Genomic DNA, 19,140 nt, shown 5'->3' on the forward strand with positions numbered 1-19,140 from the left:
GGTGTGGACGAGTGAGCTTACGCCGGCCGTGCACGCGACGTTTCAGCGTTCGCCGAAATGTCGTCGCGCAACGGGAAAAACCCGGCCGTGCCGAATGCGAGCCGCCACGCACGGCCGCCCGCGTCGGTTCACGTCGATGCAGGCAGCCCGACATCGACGCCGAGCAACACGTCGGCGACGGTCTCGGAGAACCGCATCGCGCGACCGTCGATCAACACGCCATCCGGATTCGACGGATCGCGCACCGCTGGCGGCACGCCGTGCGCGAGCAGCACGCGCGCGCACGCTTCCCAGTCGGGATCGCCGACGCCCTCCGGCTCGTTGACCGACGCCCAGGACAACGTACCGAGCGCATCGCTGTCGAACCCGTGCACGTCGCGCCAGTTGGCGCCGTGCGCGAGCAGGAACGCCAGCAGTTCGGCATCGCCGCGGAACACCGCGTGGTTCAGCGCGCTCGCGTCCCAGTCGCCGCCGCGCACGGCGATCGGCCAGCCGAGTTCGACCATCACCTTCACCGCATCGCGCGAACCCCATGCGGCGGCGTCCGGCAGCAGCCGCAGCCGGTCGTCGGACAGCGCACCGGGCAGCTCGCGATGGCGCGCCTGGATGCGCCGCGCGTCATCGGCATCGGCGCGCGCGCAGGCCGCGACGAACGCGTCTTGCGCGTCGAGCGCCTCCTCCGCGCCGGCCGCGCGCAACAACGCCGCGACGTCGGACAACCCGGTCTGTATCGCGAGCCGGTACGCACTGACGCCAGCGGCGGTCCGCGCGCGGGGATCGGAGCCGGCCGCCAGCAGCGCGGCGACATGGCGCGCCGGGCAACGCACGGCGATCGCGCGCAACAACGGCGCGCCCCACATCGTCGTCGGCCCGTCGCCGGCCGGCTCGTTCGGGTCGCCGCCATGCGCGAGCAGCCATTCGAGCGCGGCCGCGTCCGGCACGTCGAGCGCCCGCCGCAACGCATTCGTCCCGCCCACCCGGGCGCCGTACTCGAGCAGCAGGCGCGTGCACGCCGGGTTCTCCACCGAGTGATACAGCGATTCGCCGTCGTTCGGATCGGCGCCGGCTTCCAGCAGCATCGCGGTGAGCGCCGCATCGCGATTGACGCCGGCGGCGCCATATAGCGCCGACAGCGGCTGCGACTCGTCGGGCTCCGCAAGCGAGGCCGGCGGATACCGGTTGCCGATCCGCTGGTTCGGATCGGCGCCCGCATCGAGCAGATGACGGGCGCATGCGCGCAGCCGGGCCGCGAATTCGGGAAGCTGCGCGAGCCGCGAATGCGTGACGGCGACGAGCGGCGGCAACTTCAGCGCACCGCCGGCGCGCGCGATCCAGCCGGGATCGGCGGCCAGCGCCGCCTTTACCGCGTCGAGATCGCCCGCCGCGCATGCGATGGCCAGGTCCGCCGACACGAGATCGGGATGGTCGAGCAGCAATTGCGCGGCGACGCGCGGCCGAGATGCGTCGAAGCCGCCGGTCACGTCGGCGCCGTACGCGAGGTCGAGCCAGCGGCTAATCAGCTGCGGCCGCGGCTGCCGTGCGAGCGCATGCGTTTCGACGAACACGCCGAGATCGGCCCACGAAGCAAAACCGTACTCGCGTGCGATGCAGGACTGCGCGTCGTGCAGGCGCAGCCCGAGCGCGAGCGTTTCGTCATGCGTGCGATTCGCGGCCGCCGGCAGCGACTGGACGAAGCGCGCGACGGCGTCGACGTCGCCCTGCCGGTACAGGCGCAACAATGCCTTGGCCTGCTTTTTCAGATGATCGGGATGGGCGTCGGGAGGCAGCTTTTTCATGCGGATCCTCGTGCATGGTTGGCCGAAGGTCCGCAATACCGCCAGCACAAAGGATGGGGGAAGACTGGATTTGCCGCGACAGGTGGGTTGAACCCTTTCCGCGGACCCGGAAGCGACCTGCATCGCTGCCCGGTATCGTAGGCGACGGCCGCTGGCAGCGTCAATCGTGTGGCGCGACGACCTGCTTGCGCACCTCCGGGTCGCCCGCGTCGGTCACTGCATAGGTCAACGTCATCGGTTGCGTGGGGTCGTCAATGAAGGTTGGCGGAAACCGAACGTCCTGGGCCCGTCAAACGACGTACGCGCCCTTCGCGTGCAGCTCCGCTTCGGTCCGCTCGAGCGCCGCGATCGCATCGCTGCCCTCGAGCGCCAGCAACTGCGCGACCAGCGCCTCGGCCATCGCGTGCGCGGCCACCAGCGACGGAAAAAACGACGGGCTGTCGTGCGTGAAGATCAGTTGCGCGTCCGCGTGCAGCGCGATCGGCGACACCGCGCTGTCGGTGATCGCGACGATCCGGCTGCCCTGGGCCTTCGCGGCCTGCGCGACGCGCGTCGCTTCGGCCGAATACGGCGCGAAGCTGACGATCACCGTCACGCTCTGCTTCGCGATCGTCCGCAACTCCATTTCGAGCGAACCGGCCACGCCGTTGAGCAGCGACACGGTCGGACGAAACAGCCGGTAGCCGTAGACGAAACCGAAAGCGACCGGATAGCACGAACGAAACCCCGCCACGTGCACGTGCGATGCCTTGCGGATCAACCTCGCCGCATCCGCGAGCGCGTGCTCGTTCTGCGCGGCGGTCGCCGATAGGTTGTGCTGCTGCGCGGCGAGCAGATCGTGCGCAAGCGATGCCTTCGCGTCGGGCCGCACGAGCGAGCGCGCACGCTGCGTGAGCGGCTCGGGGCGCGTGCGCACGCGCGCGACGCACAGGTCGCGCAACTCGTTCCAGCCGGGAAAACCGAATTGCTGCGCGAGCCGCACGAGCGACGCAGGCTGCACCTGCGCGCGCTGCGCGACCTTACGCATCGACGACGTGGCGACTTCGTCGGGATGATCGAGCAGGAAGGCGGCGCCCGCCTGAAATTGCGGGCTCAGCTCGGAAAATTGCGCCCGGATCCGGGACGCGAGTTCGTCGAAATTGGCGGCCATCTTGGTGGGAACGGGAACCGGTCGTCCATGGTATCACCGGCCCCGCGCCCACCGGTCAGCGCAGCACTTCGACGTGATCGGCATCGACCTTCACGCGGCCCGACCATTTGCGCTCGAATTCGCCGGTCAGCTTCACCTCGTTCTTGTCGCTGACCGGCTGGCCCGCCGCCCACAGCTTGTGGTCGATCTCGACGCGGATCGTGCCGGTGGCGTCGGCGAACTCGTAATCCTCGCCGCCGACGTGCTTGACGATGCGCCCCTGCAACTGCACGTGCTGGTCGTCCTTGCCGTTCGCGAGCAGTTCCTTGACGGTCGTCGGGGTCAATGCGGACGGCCCCGTGTATTGCGCGTAGACGGCGGCGGGCAGCGCGACGAGCGCAATCGCCAGGATTCTGGCCAGGTGTTTCATGATTTCGTTCCTCTTCCTCGATGTGGCGCCGCGCTCCGTTGAACGCGACGGCGCCAGATTACGGACCGTAAGATTAAGCAACCTGAAGGGTATACCGAAGCGAGACGGCGCCCCATTGGACGAGTACGAAAGCGGGCCTCGCACCGCGCGCATTTAAGCTCGGCCTAAGACGCGTGCGCTTATCATGAGAACCCCGGGCGCCGGGCGCCCCCGTTGGAGAGACACGAATCCATGCGCGTACTGCTCGTCGAGGACGATCCGCTGATCGGCAGCGGGCTCGAACAGGGCCTCAAACAGGAAGGCTTCGCGGTCGACTGGGTGAAGGACGGCGACGCCGCGTCGCTCGCGCTGCGGGCGACCGGCTACGGGCTGCTGCTGCTCGATCTCGGGCTGCCGAACCGCGACGGCCTGTCGGTGCTCGCCGCGCTGCGCCGCCGCGACGAAAACCTGCCCGCGATCATCATCACCGCGCGCGACGGCGTGCCCGACCGTATCGCGGGCCTCGACAGCGGCGCGGACGACTATCTCGTCAAGCCGTTCGAGCTCGACGAGCTGCTCGCCCGCATCCGCGCGGTCAGCCGCCGCCATGCAGGCCGCGCGCAGACGACGCTCGCGATCGGCCCGCTGCGGCTCGATCCCGTCAAGCACCTCGTCTGGCTCGACGACGACGAAGTGCCGCTGTCGCCGAAGGAATTCGTGCTGCTGCACGAGCTGATGCGCGAACCGGGCGCGGTGATTTCGCGCGAACAGTTCGAGGAACGGCTGTACAGCTGGGGCGAGGAAATCGAGAGCAACGCGGTGCAAGTGCATATCCACAACCTGCGCAAGAAACTCGGCCACGACATGATCCGCACGGTGCGCGGCGTCGGCTACCGGATCGGTGACGGCACGTGACGCGCATGCAACGCGCGGTCGCGCGCTGGCGCAACGCGTCGCTGCGGCGCCGCCTGCTGACGTGGCTGCTGCCGGCCGCGTGCGTGATCGGCCTGGTCGCGAGCGCCGGCACCTACTGGGGCGCGCTGCGCGAACTCGACGACCTGCTCGACGACCAGATGCGCAGCATGTCGAAACAGATCGTCGTCGGCCCGAACGGCGAGCTGTCGTTCAGCAACCAGGCCAAAGGCAAGCATGGTTTCGAAGCGAGCGACCCCGATGCGGTGCTGCTGCAGGTCTGGCGCAACGGCACGCTCGTGTATTCGACCGACCGCGACTCGAAGTTGCCGCCGCCCGCGCAGCAAGGCATCGCGAGCGTCGACGTCGGCGGCCAGCCGTGGCGCACCTATGTGACCGAGCGCGGCGGCACGACGATCCGGCTCGCGCAGGCGCGGCATGCGCGCTGGGAAGCGATCGCGGGCATCGCCGTCCATCTGCTGTGGCCCGTGTTCTCGATGCTGCCGCTGCTCGCGCTCGGCCTGTGGTTCGGCATCGGCGCGGGGCTGCGGCCGTTGCGGGCAATCGCGTCCGGCCTGAAACGCAGGAATGCGAACAACCTCGAGCCGGTCGACGTCGCATCGATGCCGAACGAGGTCCGCCCGCTCGCCGAGGCGATCAACGACCTGCTCGCCCGCCTCGACCGCTCGTTCACGTTGCAGCGGCACTTCATCGCCGACGCCGCGCACGAGCTGCGCACGCCGATCATGGGGCTGTCGATCCAGTCGCAATTGCTGCGCCGCGCGGCGACGGCCGAGGAACGCGAGCACATCCTCGCGCAAATCCATGCGGGCACGACGCGCCTCGGCCACCTCGCCGAACAGTTGCTGACGCTCGCACGCCTCGAACCCGATGCGCAGGCGGCCGTCGCCGCGTCGGCGCCGCTCGATCTCGCCGCGCTGTGCCGCTCGGTGGTGTCGGACCGCGCGCGCGTCGCCGACGCGCACCGGATCGATCTCGGTGCGATCGTCGACGGGCCCGTGTTGACGGCGGGCAATGCCGACACGCTGCGCGTGCTGCTGAACAATCTCGTCGACAACGCGATCCGCTATGCGGGCGAAGGTGCGCGCGTCGACGTGTCGGCGCGCATGGACGGCGCGACGCCCGTACTCGAAGTCGCCGACGATGGCCCCGGCATCCCGGAAGCCGAACGCACGGACGTGTGGGAACGCTTCTATCGCGGCGAAGGCGCGCAAGCCGCCACGTCGGGCAGCGGGCTCGGGCTGTCGATCGTCAAGCGGATCGCCGAACAACATCGCGCGACCGTCGCGCTCGGGACCACGCGCGGCGGACGCGGGCTGACCGTCACGGTGCGCTTCCCGCGCCCGGCCTGATGCGCGGACGGCGGGCGGCTTGTCCACAGATTATGTTGGCAAGCTTGTGGACAACCTTCCATTAACGGCACCAAGCCGTTGATCGGAAAGGGTTTGTCGTGTGTGCGCGGCAAATGCGCCGGCGCGGAGCAAGCACGCGCCCGCATCAGTTGGCGTAGACGATCCGCTCGACCCGAAGGCCGGTCGAGGTTTCGAGGATGTCCGCGAGCTTCTCAGCGCTGCAATACAGCAGTTCCCTTCGTCCGCGCTCATTCGAAAATTTGACAACCAGTTGTCCATTACGTAAAATGGTTGTCAATTTACGATCCGAGCTGGATATGACGAAATCCGACAAGTTGACCGCCGTCGCGCTGTCCGTATTCCGGTTGAACGGCCTGCTGATCGAATGGGGCAACGCCTTCGCCGGGCCGCACGGCTTGACCAGCGCGCGCTGGCAGGTGCTGGGCGCGATCTCGATGGCGCAGGACGCGCCGAACATCCCGCAGATCGCCGATGCGATGGGTATCACGCGGCAGGCCGTCCTGAAACAGATCAACGTGCTGACCGACGAAGGGCTGGTGTTGTCGTTGCCCAATCCGGCGCACAAGCGCTCGCCGTTGTATGCGCTGACGCCGCGTGGCGAAGCGGCCTATCAGGCCGTGGTCGAGCAGTGGCAGCGGCATGTCCGCGACATCGCCGTCGATTTCAGTTCGGCCGACCTCGACGCGGCGCTGCGCGTGCTGTCGGCGATGTCCGGCGCGCACGGCCCAGGCGGCCACGCGTGATCGCCCGCTTGCCCTCTACCCCACCAGGAGTACCCATGCCTCAGTTCAAGCCGATGGATCCGGCCTTTCCGATCCAGCAACAGATCGCGATCGACGCGGAGCCGGTCGTGCTCGTCAACGTGTTCACGCTGGCGCCCGCCGACGAAGCCGACTTTCTCGCCGTCTGGAAAGACGACGCGGAGTTCATGAAGCGGCAGCCCGGATTCATCTCGACGCAGCTTCACCGCGCGCTCGGCGACAGCCCGACCTACCTGAATTATGCGATCTGGGAATCGACGGATGCGTTTCGCGCGGCCTTCACGCATCCGGAGTTCGTCGCGAAGCTGTCGGCCTATCCGTCGTCCGCCGTCGCCAGCCCGCACCTGTTCCAGAAGGTCGGCGTGGCCGGTATCTGCACGGCGTGAGCCGGCGTGCGAGACGTGGCAGTGCGTGGCATCGGCCGAATCGCGAACACGGACTTCTCCACAGAAAATGTTGGCAAGCTTGTGGATATCCTGCGCACCGTGACGCTAAACCCTTGATCCGATGGACTTTGGCACGCGTGATGCAGACGAGGCGCGGGCAATGCCGCCGCCTTCACCGCTTCGCCGCACATCGCATCACGACGCCACGCCGCCACGCCGCCACGACGACGTACGCCCGATGGACGTCGTCACTCCCGCACGCATGCCGGACCGGCGCGGCGCCACTTACCCACAGATTGTGTTGGCAAGCTTGTGGATAGCCTGCGCATACCGCGATCAAGCACTTGATCCGAAAGACTTTGTCCGCGCCGCCTCGAAACGGCACACGGCCGCCCGATCGCCTGTTGCGTGACGCCTCGGCACGCGACGCGCCGCCTGCCACGCTTGTCCACAGATTGTGTTGGCAAGCGTGTGGATAGCCTGCGCATACCGCGACCAAGCGCTTGATCCGAAAGACTTTGTCCGCGCCGCTTCAAATCGAGCACGGCGGCGCGCGTCATGCCGGACGCCGCCACTCGCGGGCTTGTCCACAATTTTTGTTGGCAAGCATGTGGATATCCTGAGCATGCGCGACCTAAGTCGTTGATCGCACAACGTTTGATCGCGCGGGTCACGACTGCGGCACGGCGCGTCCGAGGCGCGCGCCACCCATGCCGTGCCGCGCGGCTCAACCGAACGTCTGCGCGACGATACGCGCGACCGACGCGATCACGTCGTCCTTTGCCCGCGCATCGGCGCGCGTCTGCGTGTAGTACACGACCAGCACGATCGGCGCGCGCGACGTCGGCCAGATGACGCCCGCGTCGTTCGTCGTCCCGTAATCGCCGGTACCGGTCTTGTCGCCGACCACCCACCCAGCCGGCACGCCCGCGCGAATTCGCTTGTCGCCGACCTTGTTGCCGCGCAGCCACGTGATGAGCTGCGCACGCTGCGCGGACGGCAGTGCGTCGCCGAGCGTCAGCACGCGCATGCTGGCGGCCATCGCGGCGGGCGTCGTCGTGTCGCGCGGGTCGCCCGGCAGCGCGGTATTCAGTTCGGTCTCCCATCGATCGAGACGGAACGTGTCGTCGCCGATCGAACGCGCATAGGCCGTTACCGCCGACGGGCCGCCGATCAGCTTCATCAGCAGGTTCGCAGCCGAGTTGTCGCTGTACTGGATCGTGGCCTCGCACAGCGCGGCGACCGTCATGCCCGTGCCGACATGCTTCTCCGACACCGGCGAATAGTTGACGAGATCGGCCTTGGTGTACGTCACGCGCTGTTGCAGCAAGCCCGGCCGCTCGACGCTCTGCGCGAGCACGGCCGCACTCAGCATCGCCTTGAACGTACTGCAGAACGGGAAGCGCTCGCCCGCACGATGCTCGATGGCCCGGCCGCTCGCCGCGTCGATCGCGCACACGCCGAGACGGCCGCCCGCGTCGCGCTCGAGATCGGCGAGCGTCGCCGCCGCCGCGGCGGGCGCAATGGCGTCCGCGGCAGCCGCCCCTGCCGCCGTGGTTTCGTCCGGTGCGGCGGCCTGCCGCGACGCGCACGCGGTGACGGTGAGAACGAGCGGCGCCGTCGCGGCGGCCAGCAACAGGGTTCGACGTTTCGATGAGTAGGTCATGTCGGTTGTCTCGTGGTGGAATGGCGGCGAAACGGTGTTGCGTGTCGAAAACGGCCGGCCGCCGAGACAGCACTATCGGGACTTTACGGTTGACTGACAAGCAACGATAATTGAGCGCTGACAAAAGAAATTCTTATGACGAAGCTCCGCCCTCATCTCCCGCTCAATGCGTTGCGCGCGTTCGAATCGTCGGCGCGCCACCTGAACTTCACGCGCGCCGGCCTCGAGCTGAGCGTGACCCAGGCCGCGGTCAGCCAGCAAGTGCGCTCGCTGGAGGAGCGGCTCGGCTGCACGTTGTTCACGCGGTTACCGCGCGGCCTCGGGCTGACCGACGAGGGGCGCGCATTGCTGCCGGTACTGAGCGACGCGTTCAGCCGTATCGAGACGGTGCTCAAGCAGTTCGACGGCGGGCGCTTCCACGAGGTACTGACGCTCGGCGTCGTCGGCACCTTTGCCCTAGGCTGGCTAATGCCGCGGCTGAAGCAGTTCGGCGATACGCACCCGTTCGTCGAGCTGCGGCTGCGGACCAACAACAACGTCGTCGACCTCGCCGCCGAGGGCCTCGACTTCGCGATCCGCTTCGGTGAAGGCAACTGGCCGACGACGCGTAACGAGCGGCTGCTCGATGCACCGCTCACCGCGTTGTGCACGCCGGACATTGCGCGACGCCTCGCGCGGCCGGCCGATCTCGCGAACGAAACGCTGCTGCGCTCGTACCGCACCGACGAATGGCTCGGCTGGTTCGATGCCGCGCAGCTCGAACCGTGGGCCGTCAACGGGCCCGTGTTCGATTCGTCGCGGCTGATGGTCGAGGCCGCGATGCAGGGCGCGGGCGTCGCGCTCGCGCCCGCGTGCATGTTCGCGCGCGAACTGCAGCTCGGCCAGCTCGCGCGGCCGCTCGACATCGACGTGCGTGCGGGCGGCTACTGGCTCACGTCGCTGAAATCGAAACCGCTGACGCCCGCGATGACGCTCTTTCGCGACTGGATCGTGGCGGAAGCGGCCGGCGCGGCGCCCACCGAGTAACGCCGCCGCGCTTGTCCACAGAAAGTGTTGGCAAGGATGTGGATATCCTGGGTATCCGAGGCCTAAGCCCTTGATCGCGCATACATTCGCGCGCCGATGCACGGCGCGGGCAGCCTTTGCGCACGGGCTTCGCGCACCCGTCGCATTCCGGCCGGATCCTCAACCCGTACGACGCAATCGATTGCGAGTTGTCCACAGATTTTGTTGGCAAGCCTGTGGATATCCGTCAGATCGGACGCGTAACATCTTGATACACAAGGGGATTCAGTGCACGGACCTTGACCGGTCAATGGTGTGGCACGGAAACGGTTGCCGAACCGCACGCCGTGCACGCGTGGCGCGCCCGGCCGATGGCCGCGCGGTTCTCCACAGATTGTGTTGGCAAGCTTGTGGATATCCTGCGTATCGGGCGCCTAACCGATTGAGCGGACGAGGTTTTGTGCCGCGTCCGCCGAATCGGGCAGCGGCTGCGCCGCCCGTGCGTCAATGGCGGTCGAGCCCGCCGCGCAATTCGCTCGCCTTGTCGCGCAACGCTTCGTAGCCCGAACGCGCATGCTCCGGCAGGTCGGGATCGCCGATCAGTGCGCCGAGCGTTTCGATCAGGCTGAACAGGATGCCCTTCGCCGCGCCGACCGCGATGCTCTGCGATTCGATCGACTTGTGCAGGTGGTCGACCGCCGCTTCCAGATTCTCGAGCTTGTGCTCGCCGTCGTCGGGCCGGTTGTCGGTCGTCATCGTCTACCTCCGCCATCGTTCAAGGGTCATGTCACGATTCTATGCCGCTGCGCGCGAACGTGGCGCGACATCGCGCAACGTTCGCGCGGCACGCCGCTACAGCACCGCGACCACCTTCACGCGGCCCGGCTGCTCCGCCGCGGCGACCACCTGGCCGTCGACACGGCGGAACGTCAGCGACACGGTTTCGTCGCCGACGCGCAGCGCATCGATCCGCAGCCAGTCGACGCCTTCCGGCAATGCCGGACGCTCGACGCGCACCTCGTGGCGCGACGCGTCGATGCTCACGCCGAGGCACGCCTGCAGCATCATGAACGGCGCGCCGGCCGCCCACGCCTGCGGCAGGCAGGCCACCGGATACGCGGTCGGCGGTTCGCCGCGCCGACGCGGGAAACCGCAGAACAGCTCCGGCAAGCGCATCTCGAAGCTCACCGCCGCCTCGAACAGCGCGCGCAGCAGGTTCACCGCGGCCGTCTTGTCGCCGTAGCGCGCCAGGCCGCGCGCGATGAGCGCATTGTCGTGCGGCCACACCGAGCCGTTGTGATAGGCCATCGGGTTGAAACGCGGCTGCCCGGCCGCGAGCGTGCGGATGCCCCAGCCCGTCTGGAACAGCGCCGAGCCAAGCACGCCGGCGACCGCCGCGCCGCGTTCCGCGTCGGGCAGCCCGAACGCAAGCAGATGGCCCGCATTCGACGCGAACACGCGGCACAGGTCGCCATGACCGTCGAGCGCGATCCCGTAGAAATCGCCTTCCGGCATCCAGAACAGCGCGTCGACCTGCTCGCGCAGCGTCTTCGCGCGCAACGCGTAGCGCGTCGCGTCGGCAGCATGGCCGCGCCGGTGCGAGCAAGCCGACATCGCGTCGAGCGCCGCGCACGCATAGGCCTGCACTTCGACGAGCGCGATCGGCCCGTCCGGGAAACGGCCGTCCGCGTGGAACACCGAATCGTGGCTGTCCTTCCAGCCCTGGTTCGCGAGGCCGCGTTCCGACGTGCGCTGATAATCGAGCAGCCCGTACGGATTGCGGTCGCACTTGTCGATCACCCATTGCGCGGCGCGCTCGAGCGCGGGCCACAGCTCGTCGATCAGCGCTTCGTCGCCGGTGCGTTCGACATAGGCGCCCGCGAGCACGATGAACAGCGGAGTCGTATCGACGCCGCCGTAGTACAGCGCGAACGGCACCTCGCCCGTCGCGGCCATCTCGCTGCGGCGGAACTCGTGCATGATCTTGCCGGGCTCCGCGTCGCGGAACGCGGAGGTCTCGCGCGCCTGATGCTCGGCGAGAAAACGCAGCACGCCGCGCGCGAGCGACGGCTGCAGCCACAGCATCTGCAGCGACGTGATGATCGCGTCGCGGCCGAACGGCGTCGAGAACCACGGGATGCCCGCATACGGGTACGGCCCCGTGTCGAGCTGCGTCGTGAGCAGCCCGAGATCCGCGAGCGAACGATCGAGCCATGCGTCGAACAGCGGATTGCCGGTGTTCACGCGCGCCATCGACTCGCGCCGTGCCCGCATCTCGCGATGCACGCCGACGAGCGCGGTGCGCAGCGCGACGCGGCCGCATCCGGGCCTTTCGGCCTGCGCGGGCCCGAGCGTCGCATCGACGGTCAGGTAAATCGACACGCACGCCTGCGCGGCGATCGTCAGCGTGTAGTCGGCGCGATCGACCGACAGCGCGTCGGGCGCCGGCGAGAAATGCACGGTCACGTTGCGCGCCACGCTGTCGAGGCCGTCGTAGTGCAGCCGCACCGCGCCCGCGTCGACGCGCGGCGCGCCCACCGTGCCGCGCTTCGGCCGCCGCGTGCCGCGCACTTCGAACATGTCCTTGAAATCGGCCGCGAACGACAGCGACAGCGGCACCTCGGCTTCGCTCGCGCCGTAGTTCGTCAGCGTCAGCGCTTCGTAAAGCACGTCGCCCGCGAGCACGCGCATGCGCTCGATATGGATCACGCCTTCGGGCGTCTCGTGGCCGCCGAGCGGCGGCAGCGGGCGGTTCGTCAGGTGCGCGGTGAACGATGCGTTGTCGGCGCTCGTCGCGCCCGACAGCAGCGACGGCGCGCGGCCGCCGAACGTCAGGCGCCAGGTCGACAGCACGCGCATGTCGTCGACGAACAGGCCGTCGTCATGCCCGCCGATGTCGCCGAGCGCGTCGCTGACCACGAACGCGTCGCCGGATTTCAGCACGTACTGGTTGTTGCGCGCGAGGGCCTGCGGATCGGCTTCGGGCGCGATGAAAGCGGGACCCGACGCGGTGGTCGGGGCAATGGGCGCGACTTGCGGCGCCTGCGTCGTCGTGGCTTCGGCGTGATTCGGCATCGATGCTCCTGTGTCGAGGCGCAACGCGCGGCGCGCGTCGCGTGTTTCGCACAGGATAGGCCAGAACGGCGAACGTGCGCAGCGCCGAAACGGCCGCGACGCCATGCGACGTTGCTTCATCGCATGGCGTCGCGTACGGGCACGTCAGTTGCCGGTCAGAATTTCCACAGGATGTTGCCGAGGATCGCGTTGTCGCGCACGCCGCTGCCATACTGGCCGCTGTACGTGAGGCCGAGCGTCAGGCGCTTCGTGATGTTCGCGTCGATGCCGGCTTCGAGCACCGCGCTGTCGCGAGCAATCGGCACGCCCGACACCTGGAACGACGTGCCGCCGTTCGCGAACGTGAACGCCGATGACGGCCGCACGTTGCCGAACGCATGCCGCCAGCCGACCGTGCCGCGCGCGGTGAACGTGCCGCTCGCGATCGAGCCGAGCTGCGATGCCGCGCGCAGGCCGAGCGTCGAGAAGCCGACGTGGGTCGTCTCGCCGCCGGCACGCAGCGCGGCCGCGCCGCCGGTTTCCGTATAGCCGTCGGTATGCAGGTTCACATACGCGAGGCCCGCGAACGGCTCGATCGCGACCGGGCCGACCGGCAGCGCGTAGCCGACTTCGCCGAACACCTGCGCCGAATTCGCGTTGTAGCCGGCCGAGTCGTGATCGGAGAAGCCCGCGAAGCCCGGATAGCGGTCGCTGTTGATGCGATACCACGTGTACGACGCGCCGCCGCGCACGCCGAGCGCGCCATACTGCGCGCCGCCGTACAGCGACAGGTAGTAGCTGTTCACCGCAGCCGACGAACTCTGGTCGTTGTCGAGCGAGCTGTGCGTGACGCCCGCGGCCAGACCCGCACGCCACTTGTCGTTGAGCGCCATGTCGGCGCCGGCGATGAAGCCCGTCATGCTGCGCTTGATCGTCGACGCGTTGCCGTCGCCGGCGAGGCGACTGCGGCCGCCGAACGCCTGCCCCCAGACGACCGGCTGATAAGGCGTCCCGCCGTAGCACCCTTCGCGCGAACCGATCCGGCGTTCCGGCGGCAGCGTCGGGTCGGTCACGCCGGCCGTGTTGTCGCCGCACAGCGCGGCGCCGCCCGACGACAATGCCGCGAGCGGGCCCGATCCGGGCGCGAGGCCCTGACGGACGCGATCGGTCACCGCATCGCGCACATAGCGGCTGTCGAGCAGCAGCATGCTCTTCAGGCTCGCCTGCAGTTCGCCATCGAGCAGCCCGTACGCGCGGCGCGCGGTGGGCGCGTCGGTCGTCAGCACCGCGTCGTACAGCGGATTGCCGGTGCCGAGCCCGCCCAGCGCGGTCGCGACCGAGCGCTGGTTCGGCGTCGTCGCGACGTCGGGCAGCGACGTGCCGTTCTGGACCAGTTGCAGGTACACGTGATCCGGATCGTAGCTGAGCTTCGGCATCAGGAACGCGTAGTTCGCGTTCACCTGGCTGAACACGCCCTGCACGCCCGACGATGCGGTCAGGATCGTGTAGGTCGTGCTCGGCTGGTAGCTGCCCTGGTTCGCGAGCACCTGCACGGCGCCGCCATTGAGCATCGCCGTGCCGCTCGCCGCGAGGCTGCCGCTTTGCTGCGGCGTGGCGGCGACCTGGAACGTCGAACCCGGCTGGAATGTGACGTTGCCGGCCACGTTCAGCGACGCGCCCGGCTGCGTGGCGGCGGCCGTCGCGCCGCCCTGCACCACGAGGCCGCCGATCGTGCCGGTGCCCGTCAGCGTCGCGCCGTTCTGCACGGTGACGGTCGACTGGCCGAGCGAACCGTTGACGGCGAGCGTGCCCGCACCGACCGTGGTCGGGCCGCTCAGCGTGCTCGTGCCGGTCAGCGTGAGTTGTCCGCTGCCGGCCTGGGTGAGCGAGCCGGTGCCGGACAGCACGCTCGCGATCGTCACATTGCCCGATTGATCGACGATCAGCGCACCGTTGTCGACGACGTTGCCGGCCACGCTGCCCGACGTGCCGCCGTTGCCGAGTTGCAGCGCGCCGCCGGCTGCGATCGTGGTGCCGCCCGTGTACGTGTTGTCGCCGGTCAGCACCTGCGTGCCGCTCGCCACCGTCACACCGCCCGTCCCGCCGATCGTGCCGCCGAACGTACTGCTGCCGCTGCCGTTCAGCGCCAGCGCATTCGCGCCGAGATTCACGTTCGTGCCGGCCGCACCCGACAGCGCACCGACCGTTTGCGTGCCGGTCGCACCGCTCACGTCGAACGTCGCACCGGCGCCCGCGAGATTCACCGCGCCCGTCGCCTCGAGACTGCCGCCGGCGCCGAGTGCGAGTGTGCTGCCGCCGTTGATCGTCGTGCCGCCCGTGTACGTGTTCGCGCCCGTCAGCGTCTGCGTGCCGGCGCCCGCCAGCGTCACGCCGCCCGTCCCGCCGATCGTGCCGCCGAAGGTGTTGTTGCCGCTGCCGTTCAGCGTCAGCGCATTCGCGCCGAGATTCACGTTCGTGCCGGCCGCACCCGACAGCGCACCGACCGTTTGCGTGCCGGTCGCACCGCTCACGTCGAACGTCGCACCGGTGCCCGCGAGATTCACCGCGCCCGTCGACGCGAGACTGCCGCCGGCGCCGAGTGCAAGCGTGCTGCCGCCGTTGATCGTCGTGCCGCCCGTGTACGTGTTCGCACCCGTCAGCGTCTGCGTGCCGGTGCCGGCAACCGTCACACCGCCCGCCCCGCCGATCGTGCCGCCGAACGTACCGTTGGTGGCGCCATTCAGCGTCAGCGCATTCGCGCCGAGATTCACGTTCGTGCCGGCCGCGCCGGTCAGCGTGCCGAGCGTCTGAGCGCCCGTCGCGCCGCTCAGGTTGAACGTCGCGCCCGTGCCCGCGAGGTTCACGGCGCTACCCGAGGCGAGACTGCCGCCCGCTCCCAGCGCGAGCGTGCTGCCGCCGTTGATCGTCGTGCCGCCCGTGTACGTGTTCGCGCCCGTCAGCGTCTGCGTGCCCGTGCCGGCAACCGTCACACCGCCCGTCCCGCCGATCGTGCCGCCGAACGTACCGTTGGTGGCACCATTCAGCGTCAACGCATTCGTGCCGAGATTCACGTTCGTGCCGGCCGCACCGGTCAGCGTGCCGATGGTCTGCGCGCCCGTCGCACCGGCCAGATCCAGCGTCGCGCCAGCGCCCGCGAGGTTCATCGCGCCGGTCGACGCGAGGCTGCCGCCCGTGCCGAGCGCCAGCGTCCCGGCGTTGATCGTCGTGCCGCCCGTGTAGGTACCCGCGCCGGTCAGCGTGGTGGTGGCCGCGCCGTCCTTCACGAGACTGCCCGCGCCGGAAATCGCGCCGCCCAGCGTGAGACTGTTGCTGCCGCCCAGCGCCAGTGCGGCACCCGTGCCGAGATTGACCGCATTGCCGACCGACAAGGCTGCGCTCGTATCGAGCGTCGCCGTGCCGCCGACGTTCAGCGCGCCAGTGCCGAGCGCGCCGTTGTTGCCGAGCACCAGGCTGCCGCTATCGAGGTTCGTGCCACCGGTGTAGATATTGGCGCCGTTCAGCGTCTGCGTGCCGGTACCCGACAACGTGAGACTGCCGGTGCCGCCGATTACCCCGCCGAACGTGCCGCTGGCCGTACCGCCCAGCGTCAGCGCGTTGGCGCCGAGATTCACGCTCGTTCCCGCGACACCCGACAGCGCGCCGAGCGTTTGCCCGCCCGTCGCACCGGCCAGATCCAGCGTCGCGCCGGCGCCCGCGAGGTTCATCGCGCCCGTCGATGCAAGGCTGCCGCCCGCGCCGAGCGCGAGCGTGCCGGCATTGATCGTCGTGCCGCCGGTGTACGTGTTCGTCCCCGTCAGCGTCGTCGTCGCCGCGCCGTTCTTCACGAGGCTGCCCGCACCGGCAATCGCGCCGCCCAGCGTGAGGCTGTTGCTGCCGCCCAGCGTGAGCGCGGCGCCCGTGTCGAGGTTGACCGCATTGCCGACGGACAAGGCCGCATTCGTATCGAGCGTCGCCGCCCCGCCGACGGTCAGCGCGCCGGTACCCAATGCCGAGCCGTTGCCGAGCACCAGTCCGCCGGCGTTCAGCGTCGTGCCGCCCGCATAGTTGTTCGCGCCCGACAGCGTGAGCGTCGCCGCGCCGTCCTTCACGAGACCGCCTCCGCCGGAAATCACGCCGCCGAGGCCGAGATCGGTGCTGCCGCCAAGCGTCAGCGTGGTGCCCGTCGCGAGGTTGACGCCATTTGCCAGGGACACGTTGGCGGTCGCGTCGAGCGTCGACGAGCCGTTCACGTTCACCACGCCGATGCCGAGCGACGCATTGCTGCCGACGACGAGGTTGCCGCCGTTCAGGTTGGTGCCGCCCGTGTACACGTTCGTGCCCGTCAGCGATTGCGTGCCGGTACCCGACAGCGTCACGCTGCCGGCCCCCCCGATCGTACCGGCATAGGTCGCATTGCCGGTGCCGTCGAGCGTCAGCGAATTCGCGCCGAGGTTCACGTTCGTGCCGGCCGCGCCGGCCAGCGAGCCGATCGTCCGCCCGCCCGATGCGGCGCTCACGTCGAACGTTGCGCCCGCACCGGTCAGGTTGACCGTGCCGGCGGCCGACAGACTGCCGGCCCCACTCAGCGCGAGCGTGCCGCTATTGATGGTCGTGTCGCCCGTATACGTGTTCACGCCGCTCAGCGTCATGGTCGCCGCGCCGTTCTTCGTGAGGCCGCCGCTTCCGTTGATCGCGCCGGTCAGCCCGAGATTGCTGCTGCCGCCGATCGTCAGCGTCGAGCCGGTGGCGAGATTGACCGTGTTGCCGAGCGTCACGTTCGTGCTCGCGTCAAGCGCCGCCGACGCATTGACGTTCAGCGTACCCGTGCCGAGCGCCGAATTGTTGCCGACCACCAGGCCGCCGGCGTTGAGGTTCGTGCCGCCCGTGTAGCTGTTCGCGCCGGACAGCGTCAGCGTGCCGCCGTCGTTCTTCGTCAGCACGCCGCCGCCCGACACCGTGCCGGAGAGCGTCAGCCCGGTCGCGCCCTGCACCGTCAGGCCACCCGTGCCGAGCGACACGTCGTTGGAGACGTTGAGCCCCGCCACGCCCGCCTGCAACGCGCCGCCGTTGCCCGTGACGGTGCCGGTGCCGAGCGACGCGTTGTCGTTGATGATCGCCACGCCGCCGCTGAGCGTCGCGTCCTGCGCCGTGGACGCACCGTTGATGGTCCAGTTGCCGCTCGCGACGTCGAGGTGATTGAAGTTGATGTAGTTGTTGACCGCGATCGTGCCGTTCGCCGCGGCGCCCTGCTGCAGGTTGAGCGTGTTGTTGCCGCCCGCGCCGCCGTCGACGACGCCGGTTGCCGCCACGCCGAGCGTGATCGGGCCGACCGTGATGTTGAATGCACCACCGGTGCCGCCGGCCGTGTTGACCGACGAGCCCGTCACGGCATTGAACGTATTCGTGCTGTTCGCCCCCATCGACACGCCGCCGTTGATCGTGCCCGAGTTGGTGAACGTATTGCCCTGTCCGGGCGTGCCGTTCGTGCTGAACGATACGCGACCGGTAATCGTTCCGCTGTTCGACATGTTGACCGTGCCGCCGCCGTATGCGGCGACCACCGGCGCATCGGCGCCGACGAGGGTCGCGCCGGATAGTGCCGTGGAGCCGATCGAACCGGTGTTCGTAATGGTCGACGTGCCGCCCGTGCCGTTTTGAACCGACAGCGCCATGCCCGTCACGCCGGCGATCGCCACGCCGGTCGAGCCGTTCATCGTGCCATTGTTGGTCACGGTCGTCGTGCTCGCCGACGCGTTGCCGACTACCGTGCCGCTCGACAGGATGCCGAGCCCCGAGCCGAGCAGCGCCGGGGCGATCGTGCCGTTGTTGGTCAACGTCGTGCCGCTGCCGGTCAGCGACATCGCCGTGCCGCCGACACCGAGCAGCACGCCGACGCTGGCGCCGGGGTTGACCGTCACGTTCAGGTTGTTCGCGCTGTTCGCGTAACTGGGTGCCAGCGGGTTCGCGACGCCGGAACAGGTCACCGTGGTGCCCGCCGTGCTGCAGGTCGCATAGGCGGGAACGATGCCCGCGCCCGACAGCGCCAGAAACACGCCCGTGGGCAACAGCAGTCTCGGAAACGGCTCACCCGCTTTTTTCGAACGCGCAATATTCATGCTGTCCCTCGTTATTGATTTCGGCCCTGGTATTGGTATCGCGGCCGCACCGCATGGCACGCAGTAGAAAATCACGGACAAAAGCGTCCGCCCCGATAATCGCGACGCGATATCGGTTTATTCGTGGATGAAGTTTTGATCGACCCGGGAATACGGTCGAAACTAGTCGAATGACATGATGGCGGCCCCTGGTTTTTGCAGCGACTTTCTGGTTGATTCGATTACTGCCCTGCTTTTATCAGACAAGGCTATATCAAACGCAAACCGTTTTCCAGTCGATGTTTACCCATCGGATCAAGCGTCGACGAACATGTACTTTTTACCCGCCAGGGAGCTCCGGGTACGACACCCCGCACGTTTTTCGCCGGCTTATTTTGATTTTTCGCAAAGATATCGGACACGACGCATCCGTGAAAACGCCGATATATATGGTTTTGATTCAATACAGACGGATTTTGCAGCGCAATATTTTTACCGCGACGAATCGTCAATATGGATAATCAGCATCCGCT

General features: G+C 68.4%; 12 protein-coding genes. 5 read left to right on the plus strand and 7 right to left on the minus strand.

Features of this window, described 5'->3' with window-relative positions:
* Positions 1-128: 128 nt before the first annotated feature.
* The 3 genes from HWX09_RS27785 to HWX09_RS27795 form a co-directional block, all read right to left on the minus strand.
* Positions 129-1,796, minus strand: coding sequence for an ankyrin repeat domain-containing protein (locus HWX09_RS27785; protein ID WP_027781174.1), 1,668 nt, complete (start codon positions 1,794-1,796; stop codon positions 129-131).
* A 289-nt stretch (positions 1,797-2,085) separates the two neighbouring features.
* Complete coding sequence (locus HWX09_RS27790) at positions 2,086-2,946, minus strand: MurR/RpiR family transcriptional regulator (protein ID WP_027781175.1); 861 nt, start codon at positions 2,944-2,946, stop codon at positions 2,086-2,088.
* Positions 2,947-3,001: 55 nt separating this feature from the next.
* Positions 3,002-3,355 (minus strand): NirD/YgiW/YdeI family stress tolerance protein, encoded by a 354-nt coding sequence (locus HWX09_RS27795; protein WP_027781176.1) that lies wholly within the window; start codon positions 3,353-3,355, stop codon positions 3,002-3,004.
* 231 nt (positions 3,356-3,586) lie between these two features.
* On the opposite strand from HWX09_RS27795, the gene HWX09_RS27800 reads away from it, so the two are divergent.
* The 4 genes from HWX09_RS27800 to HWX09_RS27815 all read left to right on the plus strand — a co-directional run bounded on the left by HWX09_RS27800 (position 3,587) and on the right by HWX09_RS27815 (position 6,787).
* Positions 3,587-4,249, plus strand: a complete 663-nt coding sequence (locus HWX09_RS27800) for a response regulator (RefSeq protein ID WP_027781177.1) — start codon at positions 3,587-3,589, stop codon at positions 4,247-4,249.
* Positions 4,246-5,619: an ATP-binding protein gene (locus tag HWX09_RS27805; RefSeq protein ID WP_027781178.1), complete on the plus strand. Its 1,374-nt coding sequence runs from the start codon at positions 4,246-4,248 to the stop codon at positions 5,617-5,619. The genes HWX09_RS27800 and HWX09_RS27805 overlap by 4 nt, the downstream gene beginning before the upstream one ends.
* 317 nt (positions 5,620-5,936) lie before the next feature.
* On the plus strand, positions 5,937-6,383 hold the full coding sequence (locus tag HWX09_RS27810) for a MarR family winged helix-turn-helix transcriptional regulator (protein WP_027781179.1): 447 nt from the start codon (positions 5,937-5,939) through the stop codon (positions 6,381-6,383).
* Between the two features lie 35 nt (positions 6,384-6,418).
* Positions 6,419-6,787: an antibiotic biosynthesis monooxygenase family protein gene (locus HWX09_RS27815; RefSeq protein ID WP_027781180.1), complete on the plus strand. Its 369-nt coding sequence runs from the start codon at positions 6,419-6,421 to the stop codon at positions 6,785-6,787.
* Positions 6,788-7,514: 727 nt separating this feature from the next.
* Here HWX09_RS27815 and blaPEN-B read toward each other — a convergent pair.
* The gene (blaPEN-B, locus tag HWX09_RS27820) at positions 7,515-8,453 is read right to left on the minus strand and encodes a PEN-B family class A beta-lactamase (RefSeq protein ID WP_027781181.1); all 939 of its coding nucleotides are present in this window, start codon (positions 8,451-8,453) and stop codon (positions 7,515-7,517) included.
* 135 nt (positions 8,454-8,588) lie between these two features.
* Here blaPEN-B and penR point away from each other — a divergent pair, with 135 nt between their 5' ends.
* Positions 8,589-9,479: a beta-lactamase transcriptional regulator PenR gene (penR, locus tag HWX09_RS27825; RefSeq protein ID WP_027781182.1), complete on the plus strand. Its 891-nt coding sequence runs from the start codon at positions 8,589-8,591 to the stop codon at positions 9,477-9,479.
* 483 nt (positions 9,480-9,962) lie between these two features.
* Here penR and HWX09_RS27830 read toward each other — a convergent pair whose 3' ends face one another.
* The 3 genes from HWX09_RS27830 to HWX09_RS27840 form a co-directional block, all read right to left on the minus strand.
* On the minus strand, positions 9,963-10,214 hold the full coding sequence (locus tag HWX09_RS27830) for a hypothetical protein (protein ID WP_006482135.1): 252 nt from the start codon (positions 10,212-10,214) through the stop codon (positions 9,963-9,965).
* A gap of 96 nt (positions 10,215-10,310) precedes the next feature.
* Positions 10,311-12,533, minus strand: coding sequence for an amylo-alpha-1,6-glucosidase (locus HWX09_RS27835; protein ID WP_027781183.1), 2,223 nt, complete (start codon positions 12,531-12,533; stop codon positions 10,311-10,313).
* Positions 12,534-12,688: 155 nt separating this feature from the next.
* Positions 12,689-18,628 carry an autotransporter domain-containing protein gene (locus tag HWX09_RS27840; RefSeq protein ID WP_027781184.1) on the minus strand — a complete coding sequence of 1,980 codons (5,940 nt, stop codon included), beginning with the start codon at positions 18,626-18,628 and terminating at the stop codon, positions 12,689-12,691.
* Positions 18,629-19,140 lie beyond the last annotated feature (512 nt).

It is taken from the genome of Burkholderia sp. BCC1208, from assembly GCF_902833095.1.
GTDB lineage: Bacteria > Pseudomonadota > Gammaproteobacteria > Burkholderiales > Burkholderiaceae > Burkholderia.

Excerpts from the sequence above, each read along its gene's own strand:
- HWX09_RS27785 (WP_027781174.1), bottom strand. The coding sequence starts at position 1,796 with ATGAAAAAGCTGCCTCCCGACGCCCATCCCGATCATCTGAAAAAGCAG.
- HWX09_RS27790 (WP_027781175.1), bottom strand. The coding sequence starts at position 2,946 with ATGGCCGCCAATTTCGACGAACTCGCGTCCCGGATCCGGGCGCAATTT.
- HWX09_RS27795 (WP_027781176.1), bottom strand. The coding sequence starts at position 3,355 with ATGAAACACCTGGCCAGAATCCTGGCGATTGCGCTCGTCGCGCTGCCC.
- HWX09_RS27800 (WP_027781177.1), top strand. The coding sequence starts at position 3,587 with ATGCGCGTACTGCTCGTCGAGGACGATCCGCTGATCGGCAGCGGGCTC.
- HWX09_RS27810 (WP_027781179.1), top strand. The coding sequence starts at position 5,937 with ATGACGAAATCCGACAAGTTGACCGCCGTCGCGCTGTCCGTATTCCGG.
- HWX09_RS27815 (WP_027781180.1), top strand. The coding sequence starts at position 6,419 with ATGCCTCAGTTCAAGCCGATGGATCCGGCCTTTCCGATCCAGCAACAG.
- blaPEN-B (WP_027781181.1), bottom strand. The coding sequence starts at position 8,453 with ATGACCTACTCATCGAAACGTCGAACCCTGTTGCTGGCCGCCGCGACG.
- penR (WP_027781182.1), top strand. The coding sequence starts at position 8,589 with ATGACGAAGCTCCGCCCTCATCTCCCGCTCAATGCGTTGCGCGCGTTC.
- HWX09_RS27830 (WP_006482135.1), bottom strand. The coding sequence starts at position 10,214 with ATGACGACCGACAACCGGCCCGACGACGGCGAGCACAAGCTCGAGAAT.
- HWX09_RS27835 (WP_027781183.1), bottom strand. The coding sequence starts at position 12,533 with ATGCCGAATCACGCCGAAGCCACGACGACGCAGGCGCCGCAAGTCGCG.
- HWX09_RS27840 (WP_027781184.1), bottom strand. The coding sequence starts at position 18,628 with ATGAATATTGCGCGTTCGAAAAAAGCGGGTGAGCCGTTTCCGAGACTG.